The following is a 21,960-nucleotide window of genomic DNA, read 5'->3' as shown; positions in this document are numbered from 1 at the left end:
TCGGCGCGGCGAGAACCCGTTCCGCGTCCCCGGGTGAGCCCGGTCGCCGTGACCGAGCCTTTCGAGCCGTTCGGCGGCCGCCGGGATTGACACCGTACGACGGGTCCTGTGTGATCGCGCCCGCTCCGGCCAGTCGATCACCCCCAGGGCCCGGAGCCTCCCCGCCGCACCGACAGCCAGCCCCCAGACGCAGCGCGCTGCGCCCTACCAGGAGGTCACGTTGAGCGAGCAGTCCCCCGAGCGGTCTCCCGAGCAATCCCCCACCCGCCGAGGCGTCCTGCGAGCCGTCGGCGGGCTCTCCGCCACCCTCGCGCTCGGCGGCGCGGGCGTCGTCGCATCGGCGTCGTCGGCGAGCGCGGCCGACGACGGCTTCGGCCTGCGGATCGTGGACCGCAAAGAGAACGATCCCCGCATGTGGTACTACCGCTTCGCGACCGACGCGATCGGCTGGAACCCCGGCGTCAACGTCCTGCTGCCCGACGACTACCACAGCAGCGGGCGCACCTACCCGGTCCTCTACCTCTTCCACGGCGGCGGCACCGACCAGGACTTCATCACCTTCGACCGGCTCGGCATCCGCGCCTGGACCGCGGGCAAGCCCATCATCGTCGTGATGCCCGACGGCGGTCACGCGGGCTGGTACTCCAACCCGGTCACCACCAACGTCGGCCACCGCGACTGGGAGACCTTCCACATCGACCAGCTGCTGCGCTGGGTCGAGGCGAACTTCCGTACCTACGCCGAGTACGACGGACGCGCCGTCTCCGGCTTCTCGATGGGCGGCTTCGGCGCACTGAAGTACGCGGCCAAGTACTACGGCCACTTCGCCTCGGTGAGCGCCCACTCGGGACCCGCGAGCATGCGGCGCGACGGCGGGCTCGTCACCCACTGGGCCAACGCGACATCGGCGGCCCTGGACCTGGGCGGCGGGACGGTCTACGGAGTGCCGTGGGACGAGGCCCGGGTCAACGCCGACAACCCGGTCCAGCGCGTCGAGAGCTACCGGAACAAGCGGATCTTCCTCGTCGCGGGCACCAGCCCCGACCCGATCAACTGGTTCGACACGGCCAACGAGACCCAAGTGCTCGCGGGGCAAAGGGAGTTCCGCGGACTCCTCGGCGACGCGGGCATCCCGCACGAGTGGTACGAGGAGCCGGGCGGCCACTTCGTGCGCGAACACCTCTTCCGGCGGGACCTCGACGGCATCATCGGGCGGCTGCGCCCCGCCTGAGGGCGCCGGCCGGGGACGGCGGGAAAGTAGCGGTGTACTGCAACCATTGGTGCGTGTGGTGCGTCAGTTCGGGCAGTCGGAGTTAAGCGGCGGTGAACTCCGCCCGGCATCCGGGGGGATGGGAGGCGCCGATGTGCGCAGCTCCTCCCGGAGTACTGACCGACCGACCGATGACGCAAGAGCCACAGGAACCAAGGGAAGCCACATGTCGCGAGCATCTCGCAGCGCCCGTCTCACCACGCCCCTGATCGCAGCCTCCTTGCTGACGGGCGGACTCACGATCTGGTCGCTCGGGCTCGACCAGGCCCACGCCGCCACCCCCGCGGCGGGCGACGGCAGCCGGGCGGCCGCCGCCAAGGCGTCCGACGACTTCAACGGCGACGGCTACGCCGACCTCGTCGTCGGCGCCCCCGGCGGCACGATCTCCGGCCAGAAGAAGGCCGGGTACGTCGCGGTCACCTATGGTTCCAAGGAGGGCCTGAAGCCGGCCAACAAGCAGGTCATCAGCCGGTCGACCGCGGGCGTGCCCGGCGCGGCCGCCGCCAAGCAGGAGTTCGGCAAGTCCGTGACCAAGGGCGACCTGGACGGTGACGGCTTCACCGACCTCGTCATCGGCGCCGACGGCGACGGTTATGACGGCAACGGCGCCGACGCGGGCGCCGTGATCCTGTGGGGCTCCGCGTCCGGCCTCACCGGCGGCACGAAGATAGCCACGTTCGGATTCGCCCCGCAGGCAGGGGACTTCGACGGCGACGGCAAGACCGACCTGGCCCTCTTCGCCAAGCAGGGCTCCCACGGCGACGACCCGGTCGGCCAGAACGCCCGCCTCTGGAAGGGCCCCATCGCCCGCACCGGCACCCCCGCGGGCACGGGCGACTTCATGGACAAGTCGGAGTGGTGGAGCTACGAGACCGACGACCGCCCCGACCTCGGCTGCGCGGACCGTCCCCAGACCTGCGTCGACGGACCGCAGTCCGTGATGGGCCCGGTCGTGCCGCAGGCCGTGGGCGACCTCAACGGCGACGGCCGCTCCGACCTCGCCCTCAACCAGTACAACGGCGACGGCCAGTGGCAGAACCAGGTCCTGTACGGCAGCCCCACCGGGTTCAAGCGGGGCTGGGCGCCCGGCTACGAGGGTGCGCTCGCCGTCGGTGACGTCAACGGCGACCACTACGACGACCTGGTGGCGGGCACCAGCAACGACGACGCCAAGGCCAAGGTCGCGTTCGGTTCCAAGGACGGCCTCAAGACGGACGGCGTCCAGTCCTTCGACCAGGACCTGCCCGGCGTGCCCGGCGCCGAGGAGGAGGGCGACGAGTTCGGCGCCTCCGTGGCCGTGGGCGACGTGGACGGCGACGGGTTCGCCGACGTCGCGCTCGGCACCCCCGGCGAGGACGTCCGTGACCTCGCCGACGCCGGCTCCGTCGTCCTCGTCCGCGGCAGCGCCTCCGGCGTGACCGGCACCGGCTCGCAGGCCTTCCACCAGGACACCGCGGGCGTGCCCGGCGCCGCCGAGCAGGGCGACCGGTTCGGCGAGGCCACGGCGCTGCTCGACGTCAACGGCGACGGCCACCGTGACCTCGCGGCCTCCGCCGCCCACGAGAACGCCGACATCGGTGCCGTCTGGGCCCTGCCCGGCACGGCCACGGGCCTGACCGCCACGAACTCCGTCGCGATGGCACCGAAGGATCTCGGTGCCCCGGACGTCGCCGCTCTCTTCGGCAGCGCGCTGCGCTGAGGCCCGGCCGCGGAGCTGGAACACTGGCCGCATGACCACGCCGAACCAGCTCCGCAAGGCCGCGCTCGCCCTCCCGGAGACCGTGGAGGGCGCCCGGGGCGGCGAGATCTCCTTCGCCGTACGCGGCAAGCGGTTCGCGGCCCTGGCGAAGGACGGCGTCGTACAGCTGAGGCTGGCGGACGCGGAGGCCGCCTCCGCCGTGGCGGCGCACCCGACAGCTCCACGGCGTAGGCCCCAAGGCGGTGCGGATCCTCTCGGCGGAACTGGAGCTGCGGGGCCTCTCCCTGCGCGGCTGAGGCGTCCCTCCTCTGGTCAACTCGCCTTCCTGGCCCCACAATCCTCCCGTACTCGTGCGTAGCCATGAATCTCGCGCCGTGGGAGGCACCGTGCCGATGGTCAAGCGAGCCCGCGGGCTCGTCCTGTTGCTCGCCGCACTGCTGACGTCCGCCGCGGCGTCGGCCGCCACCCCGGCATCGGCGTCGGCGGGCGCGGCCCCGCGCGCCGCGCACACGCCGGTCGTCTTCGTCCACGGCTACAACGCGGACCCGGGCGTGTGGGGATCGCTGCGCGAGGACCTGAAGGCGTCCGGCTACGCCGACGACGAGCTGTACTCCTGGGGCTACGACACCAGCAAGTCCGTGAACGAGACGCTCTCCGGGCAGCTCGCCGACTACGTGGCCGACGTGCGGGCCCGCACGGGCGCCGCACGCGTCGACCTGGTGGCGCACTCCTTCGGCAGCCTCGTCACGCGCTGGTACGTGAAGTTCGGCGGCGGTGGCTCCACCGTCGACCACTGGGTCTCGCTCGCCGGACCCAACCACGGCACGAGCACCGCCTGGGCCTGCGCCCTGTGGTCACAGGCCTGCCGCGACATGACGCCCGGTTCGTACGTGGTGGACGGCCTCGCGGAGGGCGACGAGACGCCGGGCACGGTGTCCTACGCGACGTGGTGGTCGAACTGCGACGAGGTGATCAACCCGGACGACAGCGTCCCGCTGAACGGCGCGGCGAACCACGCGGCGGGCTGCCTGGCCCACAACGACCTGCTCTCCGACGACGGGGTCTCCCAAGGGGTGCGCGCCTTCCTCGCCGGATGAGCCGGTCGCGCCGCCTGACCGGCCCAGCCGGTGTGCCCTCTACAAGTCGGTGGCGATGATCTTCTCGATGTTCCGTTCCGCGAGCGCGGTGATGGTGACGAACGGATTGACGCTGGTGTTGCCGGGGATCAGCGCGCCGTCGATGACGTAGAGCCCCGCATGGCCGTGCAGGCGGCCGTAGTTGTCGGTGGCCTTGTTCAGCACGGCGCCGCCCAGCGGGTGGTACGTCAGGTGGTCGCCCCAGATCTTGTAGGTGCCGAAGAGGTCGGTCCGGTAGATCGTCCCCTCCTTGGAGTTGATCTTGTCGAAGATCGTCTTGGCGGCGTCGATGGAGGTCTGCTTCCAGGCGGTCTGCCAGTTCAGGTCGACCCGCCCGGCCCCGGCGTTCCAGGAGAACTCGGCGCGGTGCGGGGTCTTGGTGATCGACAGGTAGAACGAGGCGTACGTCTCGATCCCGGTCGGCAGCGGGGCCACCTCCGCGAACGCGCCGCCCGCCGCCCAGTTGTCGATGCCGCCGCACGGGATGGACGACTGGACCTTGCCGGTCGGGTCCCACAGGTGGTTGGCGCGGCCGCACATGACGTTGCCGTTGTCGCCCCAGCCCTTGCCGATCTCGCCGTTCAGGCCGGGCAGCGCTCCGGTGGCCTTGAGCCTGGTGAGGAGCTTGCTGGTGCCGACGCTCCCGGCCGCGAAGAACACCTTGTCCGCGGTGACGCTCTTGGTGGCCGTGGCGTCGCCGTTGGTGTTGAGCTGGTCGATGACGACCGTGTAGCCGCCGCCGGACGCGGGGGAGACCGAAGTGACCTTGTGCAGCGGGGAGATGGTGACCCGCCCGGTGGCCCTGGCCTGGGCGAGGTAGGTCTTCTGGAGCGACTTCTTGCCGTAGTTGTTCCCGTAGAGGATCTCGCCGTCCAGCGCCGACTTGGGCGCGGTGCCCGCGGCCTCCTGCTTCATGTAGTCCCAGTCGTAGACGTCGGGCACGAAGACGAAGGGGAATCCCGAGCGCTGGGCGTGCTTCCTGCCGACCCGGGCGTACTGGTAGCAGTCGACGGAGTCGAACCAGGCGGGGTCGACGGTGGCGACGCCGAGCCCGGAGTTGGCGCGCGGGTAGTAGACGCCGTACATCTCGTCGGCGTTCACGGACGGCAGGACCGCGCCGAAGTTCTCCCGCTTGGGCGTGACGGCCATGCCGCCGTTGACCAGGGAGCCGCCGCCGACGCCACGGCCCTGGTAGACGATGATGCCGCCCATCTCCTCGGCGTCCAGGATCCCGGTGTAGCGGGGGATGTCCTTGTCGATGGGGAAGCCGAGGAAGTTGCTGAGGGGCTGCTTCGTACGGGTGCGCAGCCAGTACGAGCGCTGGTCGGGCTTGGTGGTGTTGGCGAAGATCTTGCCGTCGGGCCCCGGGGTGTCCCAGGCCATGCCCATCTCGACCATGTGGACGTCGACGCCGGCCTGGGCGAGGCGGAGGGCGGCGACGGACCCGCCGTACCCGGTGCCGATCACCAGGGCGGGTACGCGCGCGGCGTCGGCGATCGGCTTGGCCACCGCTGGCACGGCCTGCGCGGCAGAAGCGCGACCCGCGAGGATCGCGGCACCCAGAATAGAACTTGTTCCTGCTATGAATCTTCGACGTGACACACCATCAGAAGCGTGGTTGTACATGGCATTACCACTCATGTGATGTTCCTCACTCTAGACGGAATGGGAACGAGTTCTACTGCCGACCGGATGGGAAGTCACTGGATACCAAAAGGTAACTTGTACCTGATCTTTACGATCCGTCCCTTTTTGTCGATCGGGAGGGGAGTGCACGGTGGGAAAGGTGGGTATTGGACTAGACCCCTGAAGGGATATGTGCGTCCGCCAACCCGTCGGCATTCCGCGCGGCAGCCGCCCTCACCTGCGCGCATCCCGTACCCGGCCACGCCTGGTGACGGGTCACGCACGCGACGGCCTCTCGCCGCGCGTGACCTGCCGTGGTATAGACATGTGGAAGAAGTTCTCTCCCGGTCCGGACCACCGGACCCGCCGACAGGCGGCGTCACCGCCGGAAGGCCTGCCCCCGTGCACGATCCCGATCACACACCCCCTGCCGCGACAGTGCGGCACGCCCGCAGGGCGCCCCTGCTGCCGGGCGGCAGCGGCGGCGCCCGGCGCCTGCGGCGTGCGGGCATCGCGCGGGTGCTCGTCGCGGGATGCCTGGCCCGGGTCACGCTGCGCGGCGAGGTCACCGCACACCAGGCCGACTCGCTCGCGGCACAGCTGCACCGCCTGGTGCAGGACGGCTGCCGCCATCTGATCGTCGACCTGTCCGAGGTCACCTATCTCGCGCGGGACGGCGCCGGTGTCTTCTTCGGCGCGCTGCGGGCGCTCAAGGACGTCGAGGGGTCCCTGGTCATCCGCGGCGTCTGCCCCCGGTCGGCGGCCACGCTGCACTGTCTGGGCATGGGCCGGCTCATCGCGGCTCAGGACGCGTCGGTCACCTGACGGAGCGGGCGGCTCCCCGCGGGCACGACGCGCCCGCCGACCTCCGTCCATCCCCCGTCGCGGACCCGCGCCACGATCTCGGACCCCGCGCCCTGCCGTACGTGCACGGCGCGGCCCAGCTCGGCAGTGAGGAGCATCGCGGCCGAGCCGGTCGCCTCGTCCTCGGCGATCGCGTCCCCGCGGCGCGGAAAGCCACGGGCGCGGAGGGTGCCCGAGGCCTCGTCCTCCCAGGCCCACGCGTACAGCCAGCCCTCGCCCGGGGGCGGGGCGGGCAGCGCGTCGACCTCCGCCACGGAGGCGTACTGCCGCGTCCGCTTGCCCGAGACCCATTCCGCACGCCCGCGGATCCAGGTGAACTCGCCCTCGACCCAGGTCGCCACGTCACCGGCCGTGGTCCTCAGCACCTCCACGGGCCCGCCGTGCGCCCGCAGCACCGACGCGGCCCCGATCAGCGGGTAGCCCGCGAACGGCAGCCGGGTGCTGGGCGTGTAGATGTCGACCTCGCCCCGTGCGGCGTCGTCCACGAAAACGGTCTCGCTGAACCCCAGCCGCCGCGCCACCTCCTGGCGTTCCGTCACATCCCGGACCGCGTCGCCGTCGGCCACCACGCCCAGGGGGCTGCCACCGGTCCCGTCGGCACCCACGAACACACGCACCATCTCGACGTCGGTCATGCCAAGATCCAATCACAGGGGCCGAGACCGCCGAGGGCGAAGAACGCGCCGTACGGCCGGGTGCCGGGCCCTTGCCGAGTGGGGCATGCTGGAGGTACGCATCCTGGGCGGTGCGGAGGGAGGCCCGGTGGTAGGCCGTGGAATTCTCCTGGGCACTCACGCTGCCGCGTGAACAGATCAGTGTGCTGCTTGCGGGGCGGCTCGCCGGCGCCGCGGTCCTCGCCCTGGGCGTCGGCCCGTCGGCCGCGGAGACCATGCGGGAGAACGTGCAGGCGGCCGGCGGCTATCTGGTCACGCACAGCCACGCCCAGCGGACGGCCAGTACCTTCCCGGCTTCGATGGCCCTTGCCGGCCCGTGGTCTTCACCGCACCCCAGAGGGCTCACCACCATGGGTGGGGCAAGCACCGTCATCCACCGGCAGCCAGACCGGACAGCGCCACAGTGCGCCACAGGGCGGAGCACCCCATGCCTGACCAACCGGACAGCGGTCCCCATGAGGGCGGCGGTCACTACCCGAGCGGCCTTCTCGCCCAACGCCTGAACCTGATCTCCGACTTCGTCGACCAGGCGTGCACCGACTTCCAGCTCCATCCCGAGCAGTCCCGGCGGATGCTGTTGGTGTTCACCGCGGTCCTGGGCGGTCTCACCCAGGACCTGCGGTACCTCCTCACCCCGGAACTCGACGAGAAGGCCCGGCCGGAGATCGACGTCGCCGCGCAGGCCGACGGCCTCGTGCTCAGCGAGCAGGACCGGAACAGCTCGGCCCGGCTGCTCGCCGGAATCTGGGGCACCGGAGCCACCGAGGGCGTCAGCGCCGACAACTGGCAGACCTTCTCCCCGGGCCTGGCCTCCGCCTGTCTCCAGGTCGCCCGCCTCACCGGCAGGTACGTCCAGTGGAACCACGCCGCCCGCTAGGGATGTTCCTCCGTGGCCGGGGCCTCGCCCGCGATCAGCCGGTCCAGGTCGAGCACCGCGCCGAGTGCGCCCTTCAGCGCCCCGACCGACATGGCGTGCAGCTCGGCGCGGGTGAACGACTCGTTGGTCAGCCAGTCCACGCAGAGCACCCGGACGAAGACCAGCCAGCTGGTCAGCGCGGACGCGACCAGCTCGCGCGGTCCTTCGCCGAGCACGGTCGCGTCGAGGAGGCGGCGCCGCAGCTCCGCCAGTTCGCCCGTGATGATCGACTGGATGACGGGGTCGCCCGCGAGGACCCGGTTGGCCGCGAGCACCGTGTGCTTGTTGGCGGCGAAGTAGTCGAAGTGGGCGTCGAGCCCCGCCGACAGCTGGTCGAGGACGGGCGCGGACTGGTCGAGCTTCGTCACGGAGAGCAGCCGGTCCGCGGCCTGCCGGTAGACCGCGGCGAAGAGGGCGTGCTTGCTCGGGAAGTACTTGTAGAGCAACGCGCGTGAGACGCCCGCCCGTTCGGCGACCTCCTCCATGAACACCTCGTCGTACGGCTTCGCCGCGAACAGTCTCGCTCCGGTGTCGAGCAGTTCGCTGCGGCGCTCGGCGGGATCCAGTCTTCGGCGCGCGGTCATGGGCCCACCTTACTTGACACCTGTCCACTAGTGGCCCTAGCTTCCCGCTAGTGGACAGAGGTCTACTAGCGGACGGAAGGCGGGTCGCCCCATGGCCAGACTCCTCAAGTGGCTCTCGATGGCGATGGGTGTCGCCTGTGTGGCGATCGGCCTCTACCACGTCGTCCTCGGCATCGCCTCGGTGCCGGGGGAAGAGTCGGCGGGGGCGACCGTCGACAGCCGGGAGCGGTTCTACAACGCGATCTTCTTCGGCTTCGGGATCGCCTGGATCTGGGTGGCGCGCCAGTCGCCGATCCCCTCCGTCGTCGTGAGGTGGCTCGCCGGGATCTTCCTGCTCGGCGGCATCGGCCGGCTGCTCTCCGTCGCGGTGCACGGCTGGCCGCACTGGTTCCAGGTGCCCCTGACCGTCCTCGAAGTCGGACTGCCGCCCCTCTACTTCTGGCTGTCGACCGCCGACGAAAGGGCCGTGGCCGCGGGCCTGGCAGACTCGGCGGATGAACATCTGCCGGCCGACCTACCGTGAGCCCGCCCCCGAGACGTACGGACGCCTGCGTGTGCGGACCGCCGACCTCAGCCCTGCCCATTGGCTGAGCGAACACGGCCCGGGATGCGGCACGTTCGGCACGGTGACGGGCGTGGCGGCGGCCGGCTTCGCGGCGTACGCCCGGGTGTTGCACCCGGCGACGCTGGAGGAGCGTCCGGTGCGCTGGTCCACGGTGGCCGCCGCGTACGGACGCGAGACGGCGCCGGGTACCGATTGGTACGAGGTGGCGGGGCTCGACCGGGACTACCAGAACCTCTCCGAGTACGGCCTGCCCGGCGTCTGGGACGAGCACCCCTCGGAGGGGCCCCCCCGCCGGATGTGGCCCGCGCCCTCATCCCCGTACTGACCCGGCACACGGCGACCGCCGGCCACTGCTGGTTCGGCCTGTGGAGCGGCTACGGGCGCTGGGACTTCGACGGGGTGCCGGCCTTCGAGACGCCCGGCAGGGACGAGGTGCTGCTCGCGGGGCCGCTCACCGACGTCGTGTCTCCGCTGTCCCTCGACGAGTTCGCCGAGCTGCCGGACCTGTGGTGGCCGCAGGACCGGGCCTGGTGCGTGGGCGGGGACGTCGATCTGGTGAGCACCTACGTCGGCGGGTCCCCGGCGCTGATCGCGGAACTGCTCGCCTCCCCGGACCTGGAGGCGCACCGGGTGTCGCCCGGCGACGGCGTCGGCTGAAGCGGCCTTGTCCCCGTCGGGCACACGCGCGGCTCGCCGAGGACGGCGCCGGTCCTTCCGCTCCCGGCGCCGTGGGCGAGGCGGTTCACGGCATAGGATCGCCGGCCGACGGGGCCGGGCCGATGCCGGATGTGGGACGGTGGCGCGAGTCGGATTCCGGACCTGCCGCGCGGGCGTGCGTCACCGCGGGCCGTCGCGGTGGGTAGGAGTGTCCGGGCGGGCGGCCTCCGGACGAGCCGCCCCTGGACGAGGAGGGCGCGGATGCGAGGCACGACGGTCTTACCCGGGCACGGGCGCAACGGCGAGCCGTGCGGTGAGGACATGCCCATGCACCGGCTCGAAGTGCCGATGCCCAACGCCCTGCCGTTCGCGATCGGCACCTTCGACACCATCGGCGCGATGTCCCGCGCCACCTTCCCGCACCGCCACACCTTCCACGAGATCGTGCACGTGACCGGCGGCAGAGGCCACCACGTCGTGGACCTGTCCCGGTTCGTCCTGAGCCCGCCGAACCTCTGCTTCCTCTCACCCGGGCAGGTGCACCACTGGGACGCCGTGACCGGACTGGAGGGGCGGGTCGTCCTGTTCACCGACGAGTTCCTCGTCGACCACCCCGGCGACCAGTCCGTCCTGCGCGCGCTCGGGCAGAGTTCCTGGCTCGAACTGCCACCGAGCGAGGCGGAGGTGACGGCCCGTCTGATCGACGAGATGGACGCCGAGTACCGGGCGGGGGCCGACGGTTTCGCGAGCGTGCTGCGTTCCCTGCTGCACATCCTCGTGGTGCGCGCCGTGCGTCTCGCCGCTTCTCCGGCGGCCCTGCCGTGCCTGGTGCCCGCCGCGCCCGAGGGGGCACAGGGCGCCGGTTCGCGCCCCGGCCTGGTGGCAGGCGACTTCGTCGCCCTGCTCAGCGCCCCGGACGGCTGCCCGCACTCGGTGCGTGAGGGGGCGCGGCAGCTCGGCGTCTCGGTGAGCTATCTCAGTGAGGCCGTGAAGATGTTCACCGGCCGCACGCCCGGTGAGCTGATCCGCCAAGCACGCATACGCGAGGCCCAACGCCTGCTCCTGCGTACGGAGTTGTCGGTACGTCAGATCGCCGAGCGGGTCGGCGTCGGCGACCCGGCCTATTTCTGCCGGTTCTTCCGCAGGGAGACCGGCACGAGCCCCGGCGACTACCGCCGCGGGTCCGGCGATATTCACCACGACCACCGACTTGAGTCCATCGCCCGCCCCGGGTCCTCCGCCTAGCTTCGTAGCCGATCCCGCCGACGACGACAGAGCCGGGCGGGGCCCCTGTTGCGAAGGAGGAGCGATGGATCACGAGCCCGACCCTCGTACCGCCGACAGCTCTCGTACACCCGACGACGCGCCCGCCACGGAGGGCCCCCGCGCCGGCGGCGCGGGTCCCAGCCGCAAGACGGTGCTGAGAGCCGCGGCCGCCGTAGGCATGTCCGTGCCGGTGGCCATGATGGGCATCCCCGCCCTGGCCCGCACCGCCGACGGTGGCCGGGTGCTCGACGCCACGCCGACCTGCGACGACGGCGACGACCCGACGATCCCGCAGATGGAGGGTCCCTACTTCAAGCCCAACTCGCCGGAGCGCTCCTCGCTCCTGGAGCCCGGCACCGTCGGGGTCCGCCTGACCGTCACCGGCTATGTCTTCACCCGTGCCTGCAAGCCGGTCTCGCGTGCGCTGCTCGACTTCTGGCAGGCCGACACCAACGGCAACTACGACAACACGGGATTCCGGTTCCGTGGCCACCAGTTCACCGACGCGAACGGCGCCTTCACGCTCACCACGATCGTGCCCGGCCTCTACCCGGGACGCACCCGCCACCTGCACGTCAAGGTCCAGGCACCGGGCCGCCCGATCCTGACCACCCAGCTGTACTTCCCCGGCGAGCCCCGCAACAACACCGACTCGCTCTTCGACCCCCGCCTGCTGATGAATGTCCGGGACGTCGGGAACGCGAAGCAGGCCGACTTCGACTTCGTCCTGAACATCGGGGAACCGCCCACGCAGCCTCCCGGTGGCGGTACGTGGGCCGCCGGTACGGCCTACCGCGGCGGCGACCGCGTGACCTACGGCGGCCGCACCTACCAGTGCCTCCAGGCGCACACCGCCCAGCGGGGCTGGGAGCCGCCCAACGCGCCCTCCCTGTGGCGCGCCCTGTAGCGGACGGCCCCCCGCCCCGCTGCCCGAACGCCTTCCCCCGCGTCCTTCCCGTACGTTTCCCCGCCGGCCGTGCGCCGGAGCCGTCGTGCTCCGGCGCACGGCGCACGCGTGTGTGCCCGGCGGTGTCGGCGGGGCGGGGAACCGATCGTTCAACGTGTCGTGTGCGCACCCCCGTTGACGTGCAGCACCTGGCCCGTGACGTGGCGGGCGGCGGGCGAGGCGAGGAAGGCGATCGCGCCGACGACGTCCTCGGGGGAGCCGGGGCGGCCGGTCGCGGTGTTGGCGATCAGCTGGCCGCGCCGCTCGTCGGTGAGCCTGTCCCGGAAGAACTCGGTGTCGGCGATGTAGCCCGGCGCGACGACATTGGCGGTGATGCCGCGCGCGCCGAGCTCGTGCGCCAGGCTGATGTTCCAGGTGGCGAGCCCGGCCTTGGACGCGCCGTACGAACCGGCGCCCTGGTCGGCGGCGATCGACCCGATGTGCACCACGGCCCCGCCCTCGGCGAGACGCGCGTCGAGGGCCTTCGTGGTGAGCGCGGCGCTGATGAGGTTCGCCTCGATGTTGGCGCGGAAGTCCCGTGCGTAGGAGGCCAGATCGGCTCCCGCTTCGGTGTCGAACAGGACGTTACCGCCCGCGTTGTTGACCAACACGTCGATCCGGGGCGGCAGTTCGTCGAGGAGCCGGGTCAGCGCGGCGGGATCGGTGTGGTCGCACACCACGGCGCGCACGCCGTCCTCCGCCGCGAGTTCCTCGATCGGCGCCGCCCTGCGGCCGGTGACCACCACCTGCTCGCCCTGCTCGGCGAAGTGGAGTGCGACGGCGCGGCCGATGCCCGTGCCGCCACCGGTGACAAGGATGTTGCGTGCCATATGCTGAGCTCCGAATCGCAGTCGTTTAGCTCTAAATTTAGATCTGAACGTAACATCCGGGAGGCCGTTCATGGCAAGCCAGTCCCCGTCCGCCCAGGACATCGCCGACGCATGGCAGCGCGAGCGCCCCGGCACTCCCGTCGACTCGATCACGATCGTCACGCCGATCTGGCAGCTGGCCAAGCTGTTCGGCGACGACCGGCGCCGCGTGCTGACCCGCGCCGGGGTCGACACCGCCACCCTCGACCTGCTCAGCACGCTGCGCCGCAGCGGCGCTCCGTACGCCCTCAACACCCGCGAGCTGGCCCGGCGTTCGATGGTGACGGCGGGCGCCGTCTCGCAGCGCGTCGCCCGCGCGGAGGGCGACGGCCTCGTCACCAGGGAGTCCGAGCCCGGCCGCACGCGCACCGTCCTCGTCACCCTCACGGAGGCCGGTCACCATCTCGTCGAGGCGTCCGTGGACCAGGTGCTCCAGCGCGAGGCGGAGCTGATCGACGCCCTCACCCCCGAACAGCGCGACCAGCTCTCGGAGTTGCTGGGCGCGCTGCTCCAGGACGTCCAGTCACGCGTCGGCGACCACACGATCTCGCAGGTCGGGCAGATCTGACGGGCGGTCCGAAGTGGCCTGGGATGCTTGGCTCGTGCTCGCGCCGAACGGCGTCAGTACCCGGAACTCTCCGGCCGGCTCGCGAGCACGCGGTCCGGGGTGAGGGGCAGTTCCCGCAGTCGCGCCCCGGTGGCGTGGTGCACCGCGTTGCCGATCGCCGCCGCCGTTCCGACGATGCCGATCTCGCCGATTCCCTTGCTGCCCATGGGGTTGAGATGGGGATCGTCCTCGTCGATCCAGTGCGCCTCGATCGCCGGGACGTCCGCGTGCGCCGGTACGTGGTACGCGGCCAGGTCGCACTCCGCGAAGTCGCCGAAGGCCGCGTCCAGCGTGCTGCCCTCGGTGAGCGCCATCCCCAGGCCCATGGTCATCCCGCCGATGAACTGCGAGCGCGCCGTACGGGAGTTGAGGATGTGACCGGCCGCGTAGACGCCGAGGAGCCGGCGCACGCGCACCTCGCCGGTGACCGTGTCGACGCCGACCTCGGCGAAGTGGGCGCCGAAGGAGTGCCGCGAGTAGTTGCTGTCCGCGTCGGCGGTGCCCGCCGTGTCAGCCGTTGCCGACAGGCCCTCAGGGGGCAACGGTGCGTCCCGCTGTGCGGAGAGCAGCGCCGCCAGTTTCGTACAGGCCTCGTGGACCGCCCAGCCCCAGGACGCCGTGCCGGACGAGCCGCCCGCGAGTGACGCGGCGGGCAGATCGCTGTTGCCGATGTCGGCGCGCACACGCTCCAGCGGGACGCCGAGCGCGTCGGCGGCGATCTGGGCGAGCACGGTGCGGGCGCCCGTGCCGATGTCGGTGGCGTTGACCCGCACCACGAACGTGCCGTCAGGGCGGGCGTGGGCGCTCGCACGGGACGGCGAGACGATCACCGGGTAGGTCGCCGAGGCGACCCCGCTGCCCACTAGCACGGACCCCTCGGCGTGCGAGCGCGGGCGCGGGTCGCGCGCGGACCAGCCGAACCGGCGGGCCCCCTCCCGCAGGCACTCGGCGAGGTGACGGCTGCTGAAGGGCAGCGCGCTGTCGGGCTCGTGCCGGGTGTCGTTGCGCAGCCGTAGCTCGACGGGGTCGATGCCGAGTTCGGTGGCGAGCTCGTCCATCGCCGACTCCAGGGCGTACATGCCGGGAGCCTCGCCGGGCGCGCGCATCCAGGAGGGGGTCGGCACGTCGAGCGCGAGCATCCGCTGCGTGGTGCGGGCGGCGGGCGAGGGGTACATGACGCGGGTCGCGGCGGTGGCCGTCTCGACGAACTCCTTGACGCGCGAGGTGTGCGCGAGCACCTCGTGGATCACGGAGGTCAGCGTGCCGTCGGCCTCCGCGCCGAGGCGCACCCGGTGCAGGGTCGGCGAACGGTGGCCGACCACGGCCGCCAACTGGCGCCGGGGCAGGGCGAGTTTGACGGGCCTGCCGGTGACGCGGGCGGCCATGGCGGCGAGCACCACGTGCGGCCGGGGCGTGCCCTTGCTGCCGAAGCCGCCGCCGACGTGCTCGGAGACGACGGTGACGCTGTCCCTGGGCACCGCGAAGAGGCCGGCGAGGACGTTGCGGACGGTGGTGGCGCCCTGGCTGCTGTCGTGCACGGTCAGCCGCCCGTCACGCCAGTGCGCGGTGGCCGCGTGCGGCTCCATGGGGTGGTTGTGCAGGGGAGGCACCCGGTAGGAGACGTCGACGCGGGCGGGCGAGCGGGCGAACGCGCCCTCGGCGTCACCGCGCACGTGCTCTCCCGAGGTGCCGTCGGTGTCCTCCGGGACGTAGACGTCGGGATGACCGGCCCGCAGGGTGACGTCGTGCGGCTCCTCCGCGTACGACACACGGACCGCACCCGCGCCCTCGCGCGCCGCCTCCAGGCTGTCGGCGACGACGAGCGCGACGTACCAGCCCCGGTGCGGCACGCGCGCGTCCTGGAGCACGGCGAGCGTCGCGTCGTCCGGCTCGGCCAGGCGCGGCGCGTTCAGATGACTGAGGACACCGACGACACCGGGCAGCGCGAGCGCCTCCGTGTCGTCGATGCCGGTGATCTCGCCGCGCGCCACCGTGGCGGGCACCGGCCAGGCGTAGGCGCAGCCCTCGGGCGTGTGCTCGGCGGCGTACCGGGCGGTCCCGGTCACCTTGGCCGGGCCCTCCCTGCGCTCGGCGGCCGCCCCGAGCGCGCTCACGGTGTCCGACATGTGTTCTCCCTGGTCGCGGCGGGCGGGGCGGTCGTGGTCAAGGGCGCGGAGCCGACGGGGCCAGGCGGTGCAGGACGTCGCACGCGAGACCGCGGGCCAGGCGCACCTTGAACGCGTTGTCGCGCAGCGGCTCGGCGGCGGACAGCTCGGCGTCCAGGGCCCGCTCGAACGCGGCATCGGACGGCGCGCCGCCCAGCAGCGCGTCCTCGGCGCGCGTGGCACGCCACGGCCGGTGCGCGAGACCGCCGAACGCGATCCGCACCTGGCGTACGACGGAGTCCTCGACGTCCAGGAGCACGGCCACGGACACCAGCGCGAAGGCGAACGAGGCACGGTCGCGCGCCTTGCGGTAGGCGCACGGCACACCGGCGGTCGCGGGCGGGAGCAGCACGCCGGTGACGAGCTCGCCGTGCGTGATCGCGGTGTCCAGGTCGGGGCGGTCGCCCGGCAGCCGGTGGAACTCCGTGACGGGCAGGGCCCGTTGGCCGCGCGCACCCTGGAGTTCGACGCGGGCGTCCAGCGCGGCGAGCGCCACCGCCATGTCCGAGGGGTGCGTGGCGATGCACTCAGGGGAGTGGCCTAGCACCGCGTGATCGCGGTGGACGCCGTCGCGAGCGGCGCAACCGGTGCCGGGCTCCCGCTTGTTGCACGGCTTGTGCGGATCCTGGAAGTACGGACAGCGGGTGCGCTGGAGCAGATTGCCGCCGGTCGTCGCCATGTTGCGCAACTGCCCGGACGCGCCCGCGAGCAACGCCTGGGACAGGACCGGGTAGCGCGCGCGGATCAGCGGATGGGCGGCGAGGTCGCTGTTGCGCACCGTCGCACCGATCCGGACCGACCCGTCGGGCAGCTCCTCGACCGCGTCGAGCGGCAGCCCGCTGACGTCGACCAGCGTGCTCGGCCGTTCCACGCCCAGCTTCATCAGATCGACGAGATTGGTGCCGCCGCCCAGATAACGGGAGGTCGGACGGCCCGCGTGGGCCGCCGTCGCCTCGTCGACGCTGTGCGCGCGGACGTACATGAAGGGCTTCACCTGGCCACCTCCTCGACGGCCTCGACGGCCTCGACAATGTGCGGGTAGGCGCCGCAGCGGCACAGGTTCCCGCTGAGCCGCTCGCGGATCTCGTCCCCGGTCAGTGCCACGGGCGCGGTGCCGTCCGCGGACGGGTCCGTCACGTGCGAGGAGTGGCCCGCCGCGGCCTCCGCGAGCATCCCGACGGCCGAACAGAGCTGGCCCGGGGTGCAGTACCCGCACTGGAAAGCGTCGCGCTCCACGAAGGCCCGCTGCAAGGGGTGCGGGGCCTCGCCGTCGGCGCCGCGCAGCCCCTCCACGGTCGTGACGGCACGTCCCTCACAGGCCACCGCGAGCAGCAGACAGCTGTTGGCGCGGCGCCCGTCGACCAGCACGGTGCAGGCGCCGCACTGCCCGTGGTCGCAGCCCTTCTTGGCGCCGGTCAGGTCCAGCTGCTCGCGGAGCACGTCGAGCAGCGTCGAGCGGTGGTCGACGACGGGGGAGCGGCGCTCGCCGTTCACCGTCAGTGACACTTCCGACCGGAACACCTCGGTTCCCATGGCGCTCTGCTCCCTCGCTGCGGCACGGTCCGGGATGCGGCCGCTCGTCCAGCCTGGGCCAGGACACCCGTTCCGGCATGCCGGGCGGGCGTTCCGGGGTATGGGGGACGCCTACCGGGGCCCATCGCCACCGCCCCGGCCGCGCTCACTCCTGCTCGGTCGTCGTCCGGTGGGCACCGTGGCGTACGTCGGGGTCCCGGTGCGCGCGCAGCAGGCGCAGCAGCGCCCGCCACTCGTCGGACCAGCCGAGACCGGGGCCGCAGCCGGTCACCAGACCGACCGCGAGCAGCCCCGTGACGGTGCCGCCGTCCCTGGCGAGCCGGTCGGCCGCGGCGAGCAGCGCTGCGGCCTGCCGGGACGGCCCGCCGTGCGCCGAGCCGGTGCGCAGTCGGCCCGAGGTCTGCACGGCGACGGTCACCCCGGCGCCCTCCAGAGCCCCGGCCAGTTCGGCAAGGCGGGCCTGGAGCGCGTCGGGATCGGTCTCCCTGTCGACCAGCCGACGCAGCAGATCGGCGCGCTCCGCCACCAGGAGAGGCTCCTGCGCCAGCTGGGCGGCGAGCGGTTCGAGGATCTCGGGGCGCTGCCACTCGCCGCTGTCGGAGCTCGGCGACACCAGGGTGCGCAGGCGCTGGAGGGCCGGCAGGTCCCTGTCCTCCCCGGCGTCGCAGCCGCCCTCGGGCCCGTGCGCGGCGGCGAGCAACGCGGCCACCGCACCGTGCAGCACGCTGCCGGGCCCGGTGCCGCCCACCGGGTGCGGAAGGCCCGACGCGGCCAGGTCGCGCAGCACCCACGCCGCGTACTGCCAGTGCTCACGGGAGCCGAGGTCGCGGACCGTACCGGCGAGCCGGTCCGCAAGGCCGGGCTCGTAGCGGCACCACACGCCGAAGGACCGCAGCATGGCGTAGCCCACGAAGCCCTCGATCGACGCCAGGCACGCGTCGTAGGCCGCGTCGACCACCGCGGCGTACCCGCGGCGCCGCGCGGTGGGCAGCTCCCACGGGGTGACCTGCACCAGCGCGTTCAGCACGGGCTCGGCGTCGGTGCCCGCAGCGGCTTCCAGCAGAGGCCAGGCCTCGGGGACGCCGAGCAGCGGCGGCAGCGCGCCGACGACGGCGGCCCGTACGTCAGGGTGGCGGTCGGGGGCGTGGAAGGCGCGCGCCAGCAGGTCCAGCGCCTGCCGAGGCGGCAGGAACCGGGCCGCGAGCCGCACCGCCTCCTTACGGGACGTGACCTTCGCGGGCCGCTCGCCGTCCAGCAACGCGCCGAGGAGAAGGGCGAGTTCGGACGGCGCGGTGAAACGCGCGGCGCGCGCCGCCGCGTACACGGCGACCCTGGCCCGGTCGCCGCCCGCCTCTTCGAGGAGCACCGGCAGGGCGTCCTGCGGCCGGTCGGTCCAGGGCAGCGCGGCGAGCGCCGCCTCCGCCACCACGACCTCCGGGTCGTCCTTGTGCCGCATCGCCAGCTCGCGCCCGGACACCGGGACCGGTGCGGCGGCACGGATGGCGGCCGCCCGTACATCGAGCGGAAGGGACACGTCCGCCGCCCGCTGCCCGGCGATCCGCGCCGCGGCACGCTGCTGGCGCGGCAGCCAGCGGTCGCTGTCGCCGAGATCGGGCAGCGGCCGCCCGGCGCCCCGCACCAGGAAGCGGCCGTACGGCGGGGTGTCCGCGAGCAGCACGTCGAGCAGATCCGTGCGGCGCCGGGACACCGCGCGCCGTACGGGCGCCAGGACGATCGCGGAGGGCTCCCGCGCCACGATCGACGCGACGCGTTCGTCGCGGGTGGCCGGTGCGGCGAGCCACAGCGCCACGGCCCTCTCGCACGTGTCGTCGTCACCGCGCTCCAGCGCCGTGGCCAGCATCTCCTGGAGCTCGGGCAGCGACCGCGCCCGCGGCCCCAGCGCGTCGGCCAGGCCGAGCAGCAGCCGGAAGTCGGACCGCGCGGCCGCGGCGTCGAGCCAGGGGCGCAGTGCGTCGACGACCTGACGCTCCTGGCCCCGGCGCAGCTCGTGGTCGAGCCGCCCGAAGTCGGGCGCGCCCACCCGGCCCGCGATCCGCCCCAGCGTGCGCAACGCCCAGTCCCGCAGGGCCGGTTCGCCGTCCGTGGCGTGCTCGACCAGGACCCGTTCGGCGAGCGTGCGCAGCGCCCTGCGACTCCCTCGCGAACCGTCCCGTGCCTCCAGGGCGTCGACGGTGATCTTGTCGAGGGCGGTGATGTTCTCGGCGCGCAGGAGACGCGGATGCGCGGCCGCGAGAGCGGTCAGCGCGGCGCCGCGCACCGGGTCCTGCTCGTTGCGCAGACCGCCCATCAGGGACAGGAGTTCGGTGACGGCCGGACGGCCGGCGTCGAGGGCGACGCACGCCACCAGGATCGGCCAGGCGATCGCCCGGTCGTCCGCGTCCGAGCGGCGTACCGCGCCGAGCAGTTCGGCACGCGCCTCCTCGAACGGGCCGTGCGCGAGCGTGTCCAACTCGTCCCACCAGCACCAGGACTCACCGGTGAACTCGGCCGCGGCCCGCCGCACTTCCGCCCAGCGGCGTTCGCGAGGGAGCAGCGCGAGGACCCCGAGCGCCGGATCCGAGCGCGTCCCCTCGGCGACCACCGCGTCGACGAACGCGGGGCGCCGACCGGGGGCCATGGCCCGCACGAGCGCGGTGAACTGGGCGTCGCGCCCCGCCCAATGACGCCCGAGCGCGGGCAGCGAAGCGGGCTCGGCCCGCACCAGCCTGCGCAGCACGCCCGGCGGCGGGGCCGGCTCGTAGCGCGGCTCGACGCGGTCGGGAGAGACGATCCAGCCGATCACGCGCTCGGCGTCGGCGTCTACCAGCGGGCCAAGTCCCCTGGCCAGCGGGTACGGCAGGCTGTCGGGCCCGTACCGCTCCAGGAGACCGAGCACGCGCTCGGGCCGCAGCGGCGCGAGCGCCACGACCGTCGTGGCGTGCAGCCGCCACCAGACCTGCCGCTGCTCTCCGGCGCCCCTCTCGGCGAGGGCCGCATCGCAGTGGTCGAGGACCGCGTCGGGGTGACGGCGCGCAAGCCGCGTCCAGCCGGTCACGGCATGGGCGAGCGCGGGCAACTCCCGCGCCACGAAGCCGGAGGAACAGCCGGGCAGCAGCCGCGCGGCCTCCGCGTCCCCCCACTCGTCGCGCAGCCGCGCCACGAGCCGTTCGGCGAGAGCGGTACGGGTCCCGCCCGCGACCACCCGGGCGAGCCGCTGTCGCCGCGCGGCCGGCGCGTCGGCGTACGCCGCCTCCAACGCCTCGTCCGGCACGGGCAGCACGCGTGCGGCGCGCAGCGCGTACCCCGCGACCACCGGATCGGGATCGGCGAGCCGCGCACCGAGGAACGCGACGTCGTGCCCGGCGAACGCGGCAAGCGCGGCGAGCCGCCGCTCGTAGGGGCCGCGCGCGTCCCACTCGGCAAGCAGATCGGCGAGCCGCTCGCCATCGCCGACTCGCACCTCCGCGAGCCGCGACGCGGTGCGCGCGGTCAGCGTCAGACGCTCGGAGAACGGAAGCGGTTCCAGGGCACGGAGCAGGCTCTCCGCAGTGGTCGACATGCGGTGATTGTGCCCGTGGCGGGTGCCTCGCGCGATCGAATTAGGTCGCGAAACCTCAGGACCCGGCACACTCCGGGCATACGCCCCGGTAGGTGACCTCGGCCCCGGAGACGCTGAAGCCGAAGCGCTCGGTGGCGGGGAGTTCGTCCAAGGGGTCGCCGAGGGGGTGGACGTCGCGGATGGTGCCGCAGCCCGAGCAGGTGAGGTGCTGGTGGGGCCGGTGGGCGTTCGGGTCGTAGCGCTTGGCGCGGCCGATCGTCGCCACCTCGATCACCTCGCCGAGCGAGACGAGTTCGCCGAGGGTGTTGTAGACCGTGGCGCGGGAGATCTCGGGGAGTCGGGCCGTGGCGCGCGCGAGCACCTCGTCGGCGGTGAGGTGGACGTGTTCGCCGTCGAGCACCTCGGCGACCACCCGGCGCTGAGCGGTCATCCGCCAGCCTCGCCCGCGGAGCCGTTCGAGCAGGTCACTCATGCGCACCAGCCTCACTGTGCATCGTCAGACGAATGTTTCCGTACGGCCCTGTCTGGCGTATTGACTTGGACTAGGTCCATCGTAGGATCGGTTCCGGCCAACAGCCAAGGGTCAGGGCACGAGGGACAGAGCAACAGCAGGGGAAAACGCGTGACTTCAGGAGGCGGGTCCGCTCGCCGCGGCATCCGGTGTCCCGCTCGCGGACCATCCGGACGGCGAGCCGCTGGACGCCGTCGGCCGGACGCTGTCCGTCCTGCCGATGTCGCACCGGTCGACGCCGGATCGGCCCGCACCGGGCCGGTCGACGCCGCATCGGTCGGCATCGTGCCGATCGACACCGGCGCGGTCGCCGAAACGGTTGTCGTCGGACCGGCGCGTCCGACCGCGTTCCCCGCCCCGTCCCACCAGTCCCTCGCCCGATCGCGTCCGCGTCCGCCGACCGTGTTCTCCCGGCCGGCGGGGCCCGAGGCCGTCCACGGGGTCCGCGCCCCGAGTGCGTCAACCGCCCCGCAGTTTCTGAGCACCGTGATCCGCCCCGTCCGGAAGGATTCG

21 protein-coding genes are annotated in these 21,960 nt (G+C 72.8%); 12 read left to right on the top strand and 9 right to left on the bottom strand.

All coding sequences use genetic code 11. From position 1 onward, the window contains the following. Nucleotides 1-220: 220 nt before the first annotated feature. From ACIO9J_RS00495 to ACIO9J_RS00480, 4 genes are all read left to right on the top strand, one after another. Complete coding sequence (locus ACIO9J_RS00495) at nt 221-1,231, top strand: alpha/beta hydrolase (protein ID WP_401990196.1); 1,011 nt, start codon at nt 221-223, stop codon at nt 1,229-1,231. A 205-nt stretch (nt 1,232-1,436) separates the two neighbouring features. Then, nucleotides 1,437-2,969 (top strand): hypothetical protein, encoded by a 1,533-nt coding sequence (locus tag ACIO9J_RS00490; protein WP_401990193.1) that lies wholly within the window; start codon nt 1,437-1,439, stop codon nt 2,967-2,969. A gap of 31 nt (nt 2,970-3,000) precedes the next feature. Next, nucleotides 3,001-3,327, top strand: a complete 327-nt coding sequence (locus ACIO9J_RS00485) for a hypothetical protein (protein WP_401990191.1) — start codon at nt 3,001-3,003, stop codon at nt 3,325-3,327. A gap of 34 nt (nt 3,328-3,361) precedes the next feature. Next, nucleotides 3,362-4,066 (top strand): esterase/lipase family protein, encoded by a 705-nt coding sequence (locus ACIO9J_RS00480; RefSeq protein ID WP_401990189.1) that lies wholly within the window; start codon nt 3,362-3,364, stop codon nt 4,064-4,066. A 39-nt stretch (nt 4,067-4,105) separates the two neighbouring features. Here ACIO9J_RS00480 and ACIO9J_RS00475 read toward each other — a convergent pair whose 3' ends face one another. Continuing rightward, nucleotides 4,106-5,746, bottom strand: coding sequence for a GMC oxidoreductase (locus ACIO9J_RS00475; protein ID WP_401990186.1), 1,641 nt, complete (start codon nt 5,744-5,746; stop codon nt 4,106-4,108). Nucleotides 5,747-6,133: 387 nt separating this feature from the next. Between ACIO9J_RS00475 and ACIO9J_RS00470 the strand changes: the two genes are divergently transcribed. Further along, nucleotides 6,134-6,556 (top strand): STAS domain-containing protein, encoded by a 423-nt coding sequence (locus ACIO9J_RS00470; protein WP_401990184.1) that lies wholly within the window; start codon nt 6,134-6,136, stop codon nt 6,554-6,556. Here ACIO9J_RS00470 and ACIO9J_RS00465 read toward each other — a convergent pair. Further along, a complete protein-coding gene (locus ACIO9J_RS00465) occupies nt 6,535-7,230 on the bottom strand; it encodes a PhzF family phenazine biosynthesis protein (RefSeq protein WP_401990181.1) in 696 nt (231 codons plus the stop codon). The genes ACIO9J_RS00470 and ACIO9J_RS00465 overlap by 22 nt on opposite strands. Before the next feature lie 466 nt (nt 7,231-7,696). On the opposite strand from ACIO9J_RS00465, the gene ACIO9J_RS00460 reads away from it, so the two are divergent. Then, nucleotides 7,697-8,146 (top strand): hypothetical protein, encoded by a 450-nt coding sequence (locus ACIO9J_RS00460; protein ID WP_401990178.1) that lies wholly within the window; start codon nt 7,697-7,699, stop codon nt 8,144-8,146. Here the strand turns inward: ACIO9J_RS00460 and ACIO9J_RS00455 are convergent. Further along, nucleotides 8,143-8,769: a TetR/AcrR family transcriptional regulator gene (locus tag ACIO9J_RS00455; RefSeq protein ID WP_401990175.1), complete on the bottom strand. Its 627-nt coding sequence runs from the start codon at nt 8,767-8,769 to the stop codon at nt 8,143-8,145. The two genes, ACIO9J_RS00460 and ACIO9J_RS00455, sit on opposite strands and share 4 nt — an antisense overlap. Before the next feature lie 91 nt (nt 8,770-8,860). Here ACIO9J_RS00455 and ACIO9J_RS00450 point away from each other — a divergent pair, with 91 nt between their 5' ends. The 5 genes from ACIO9J_RS00450 (at nt 8,861) to ACIO9J_RS00430 (ending at nt 12,164) form a co-directional block, all read left to right on the top strand. Next, complete coding sequence (locus ACIO9J_RS00450; protein WP_401990173.1) at nt 8,861-9,292, top strand: DUF4345 domain-containing protein; 432 nt, start codon at nt 8,861-8,863, stop codon at nt 9,290-9,292. Beyond that, the gene (locus tag ACIO9J_RS00445) at nt 9,264-9,659 is read left to right on the top strand and encodes a hypothetical protein (RefSeq protein ID WP_401990170.1); all 396 of its coding nucleotides are present in this window, start codon (nt 9,264-9,266) and stop codon (nt 9,657-9,659) included. The genes ACIO9J_RS00450 and ACIO9J_RS00445 overlap by 29 nt, the downstream gene beginning before the upstream one ends. After that, on the top strand, nt 9,632-9,991 hold the full coding sequence (locus tag ACIO9J_RS00440) for a hypothetical protein (RefSeq protein ID WP_401990167.1): 360 nt from the start codon (nt 9,632-9,634) through the stop codon (nt 9,989-9,991). Before ACIO9J_RS00445 ends, ACIO9J_RS00440 begins: the two co-directional genes overlap by 28 nt. A 321-nt stretch (nt 9,992-10,312) precedes the next feature. After that, a complete protein-coding gene (locus tag ACIO9J_RS00435; RefSeq protein WP_401990165.1) occupies nt 10,313-11,236 on the top strand; it encodes an AraC family transcriptional regulator in 924 nt (307 codons plus the stop codon). Nucleotides 11,237-11,300: 64 nt separating this feature from the next. Next, entirely contained in the window at nt 11,301-12,164 is an 864-nt protein-coding gene (locus ACIO9J_RS00430; RefSeq protein WP_401990162.1) for a carbohydrate-binding protein, read from the top strand. Nucleotides 12,165-12,313: 149 nt separating this feature from the next. On the opposite strand, the gene ACIO9J_RS00425 is transcribed toward ACIO9J_RS00430, so the two are convergent. Continuing rightward, nucleotides 12,314-13,033 carry an SDR family NAD(P)-dependent oxidoreductase gene (locus ACIO9J_RS00425; protein WP_401990159.1) on the bottom strand — a complete coding sequence of 240 codons (720 nt, stop codon included), beginning with the start codon at nt 13,031-13,033 and terminating at the stop codon, nt 12,314-12,316. A gap of 70 nt (nt 13,034-13,103) precedes the next feature. On the opposite strand from ACIO9J_RS00425, the gene ACIO9J_RS00420 reads away from it, so the two are divergent. Beyond that, entirely contained in the window at nt 13,104-13,640 is a 537-nt protein-coding gene (locus ACIO9J_RS00420; protein ID WP_401990156.1) for a MarR family winged helix-turn-helix transcriptional regulator, read from the top strand. A 53-nt stretch (nt 13,641-13,693) separates the two neighbouring features. On the opposite strand, the gene ACIO9J_RS00415 is transcribed toward ACIO9J_RS00420, so the two are convergent. From ACIO9J_RS00415 to ACIO9J_RS00395, 5 genes are all read right to left on the bottom strand, one after another. Next, nucleotides 13,694-15,805, bottom strand: coding sequence for a xanthine dehydrogenase family protein molybdopterin-binding subunit (locus ACIO9J_RS00415; RefSeq protein ID WP_401990153.1), 2,112 nt, complete (start codon nt 15,803-15,805; stop codon nt 13,694-13,696). Nucleotides 15,806-15,842: 37 nt separating this feature from the next. Further along, entirely contained in the window at nt 15,843-16,838 is a 996-nt protein-coding gene (locus ACIO9J_RS00410; protein WP_401990150.1) for an FAD binding domain-containing protein, read from the bottom strand. Next, complete coding sequence (locus ACIO9J_RS00405; protein WP_401990147.1) at nt 16,835-17,377, bottom strand: 2Fe-2S iron-sulfur cluster-binding protein; 543 nt, start codon at nt 17,375-17,377, stop codon at nt 16,835-16,837. Before ACIO9J_RS00405 ends, ACIO9J_RS00410 begins: the two co-directional genes overlap by 4 nt. 145 nt (nt 17,378-17,522) lie before the next feature. Beyond that, nucleotides 17,523-20,936 carry a hypothetical protein gene (locus ACIO9J_RS00400; RefSeq protein WP_401990144.1) on the bottom strand — a complete coding sequence of 1,138 codons (3,414 nt, stop codon included), beginning with the start codon at nt 20,934-20,936 and terminating at the stop codon, nt 17,523-17,525. 55 nt (nt 20,937-20,991) lie between these two features. Then, nucleotides 20,992-21,408 (bottom strand): Fur family transcriptional regulator, encoded by a 417-nt coding sequence (locus ACIO9J_RS00395; RefSeq protein ID WP_401990141.1) that lies wholly within the window; start codon nt 21,406-21,408, stop codon nt 20,992-20,994. Nucleotides 21,409-21,960 lie beyond the last annotated feature (552 nt).

The sequence above is a fragment of the Streptomyces sp. NPDC087300 genome, assembly GCF_044744425.1.
Taxonomy (GTDB): Bacteria; Actinomycetota; Actinomycetes; order Streptomycetales; family Streptomycetaceae; genus Streptomyces.
Note: the sequence above shows the minus strand (reverse complement) of the source record. Positions and strands in the feature narration are given on the sequence as shown.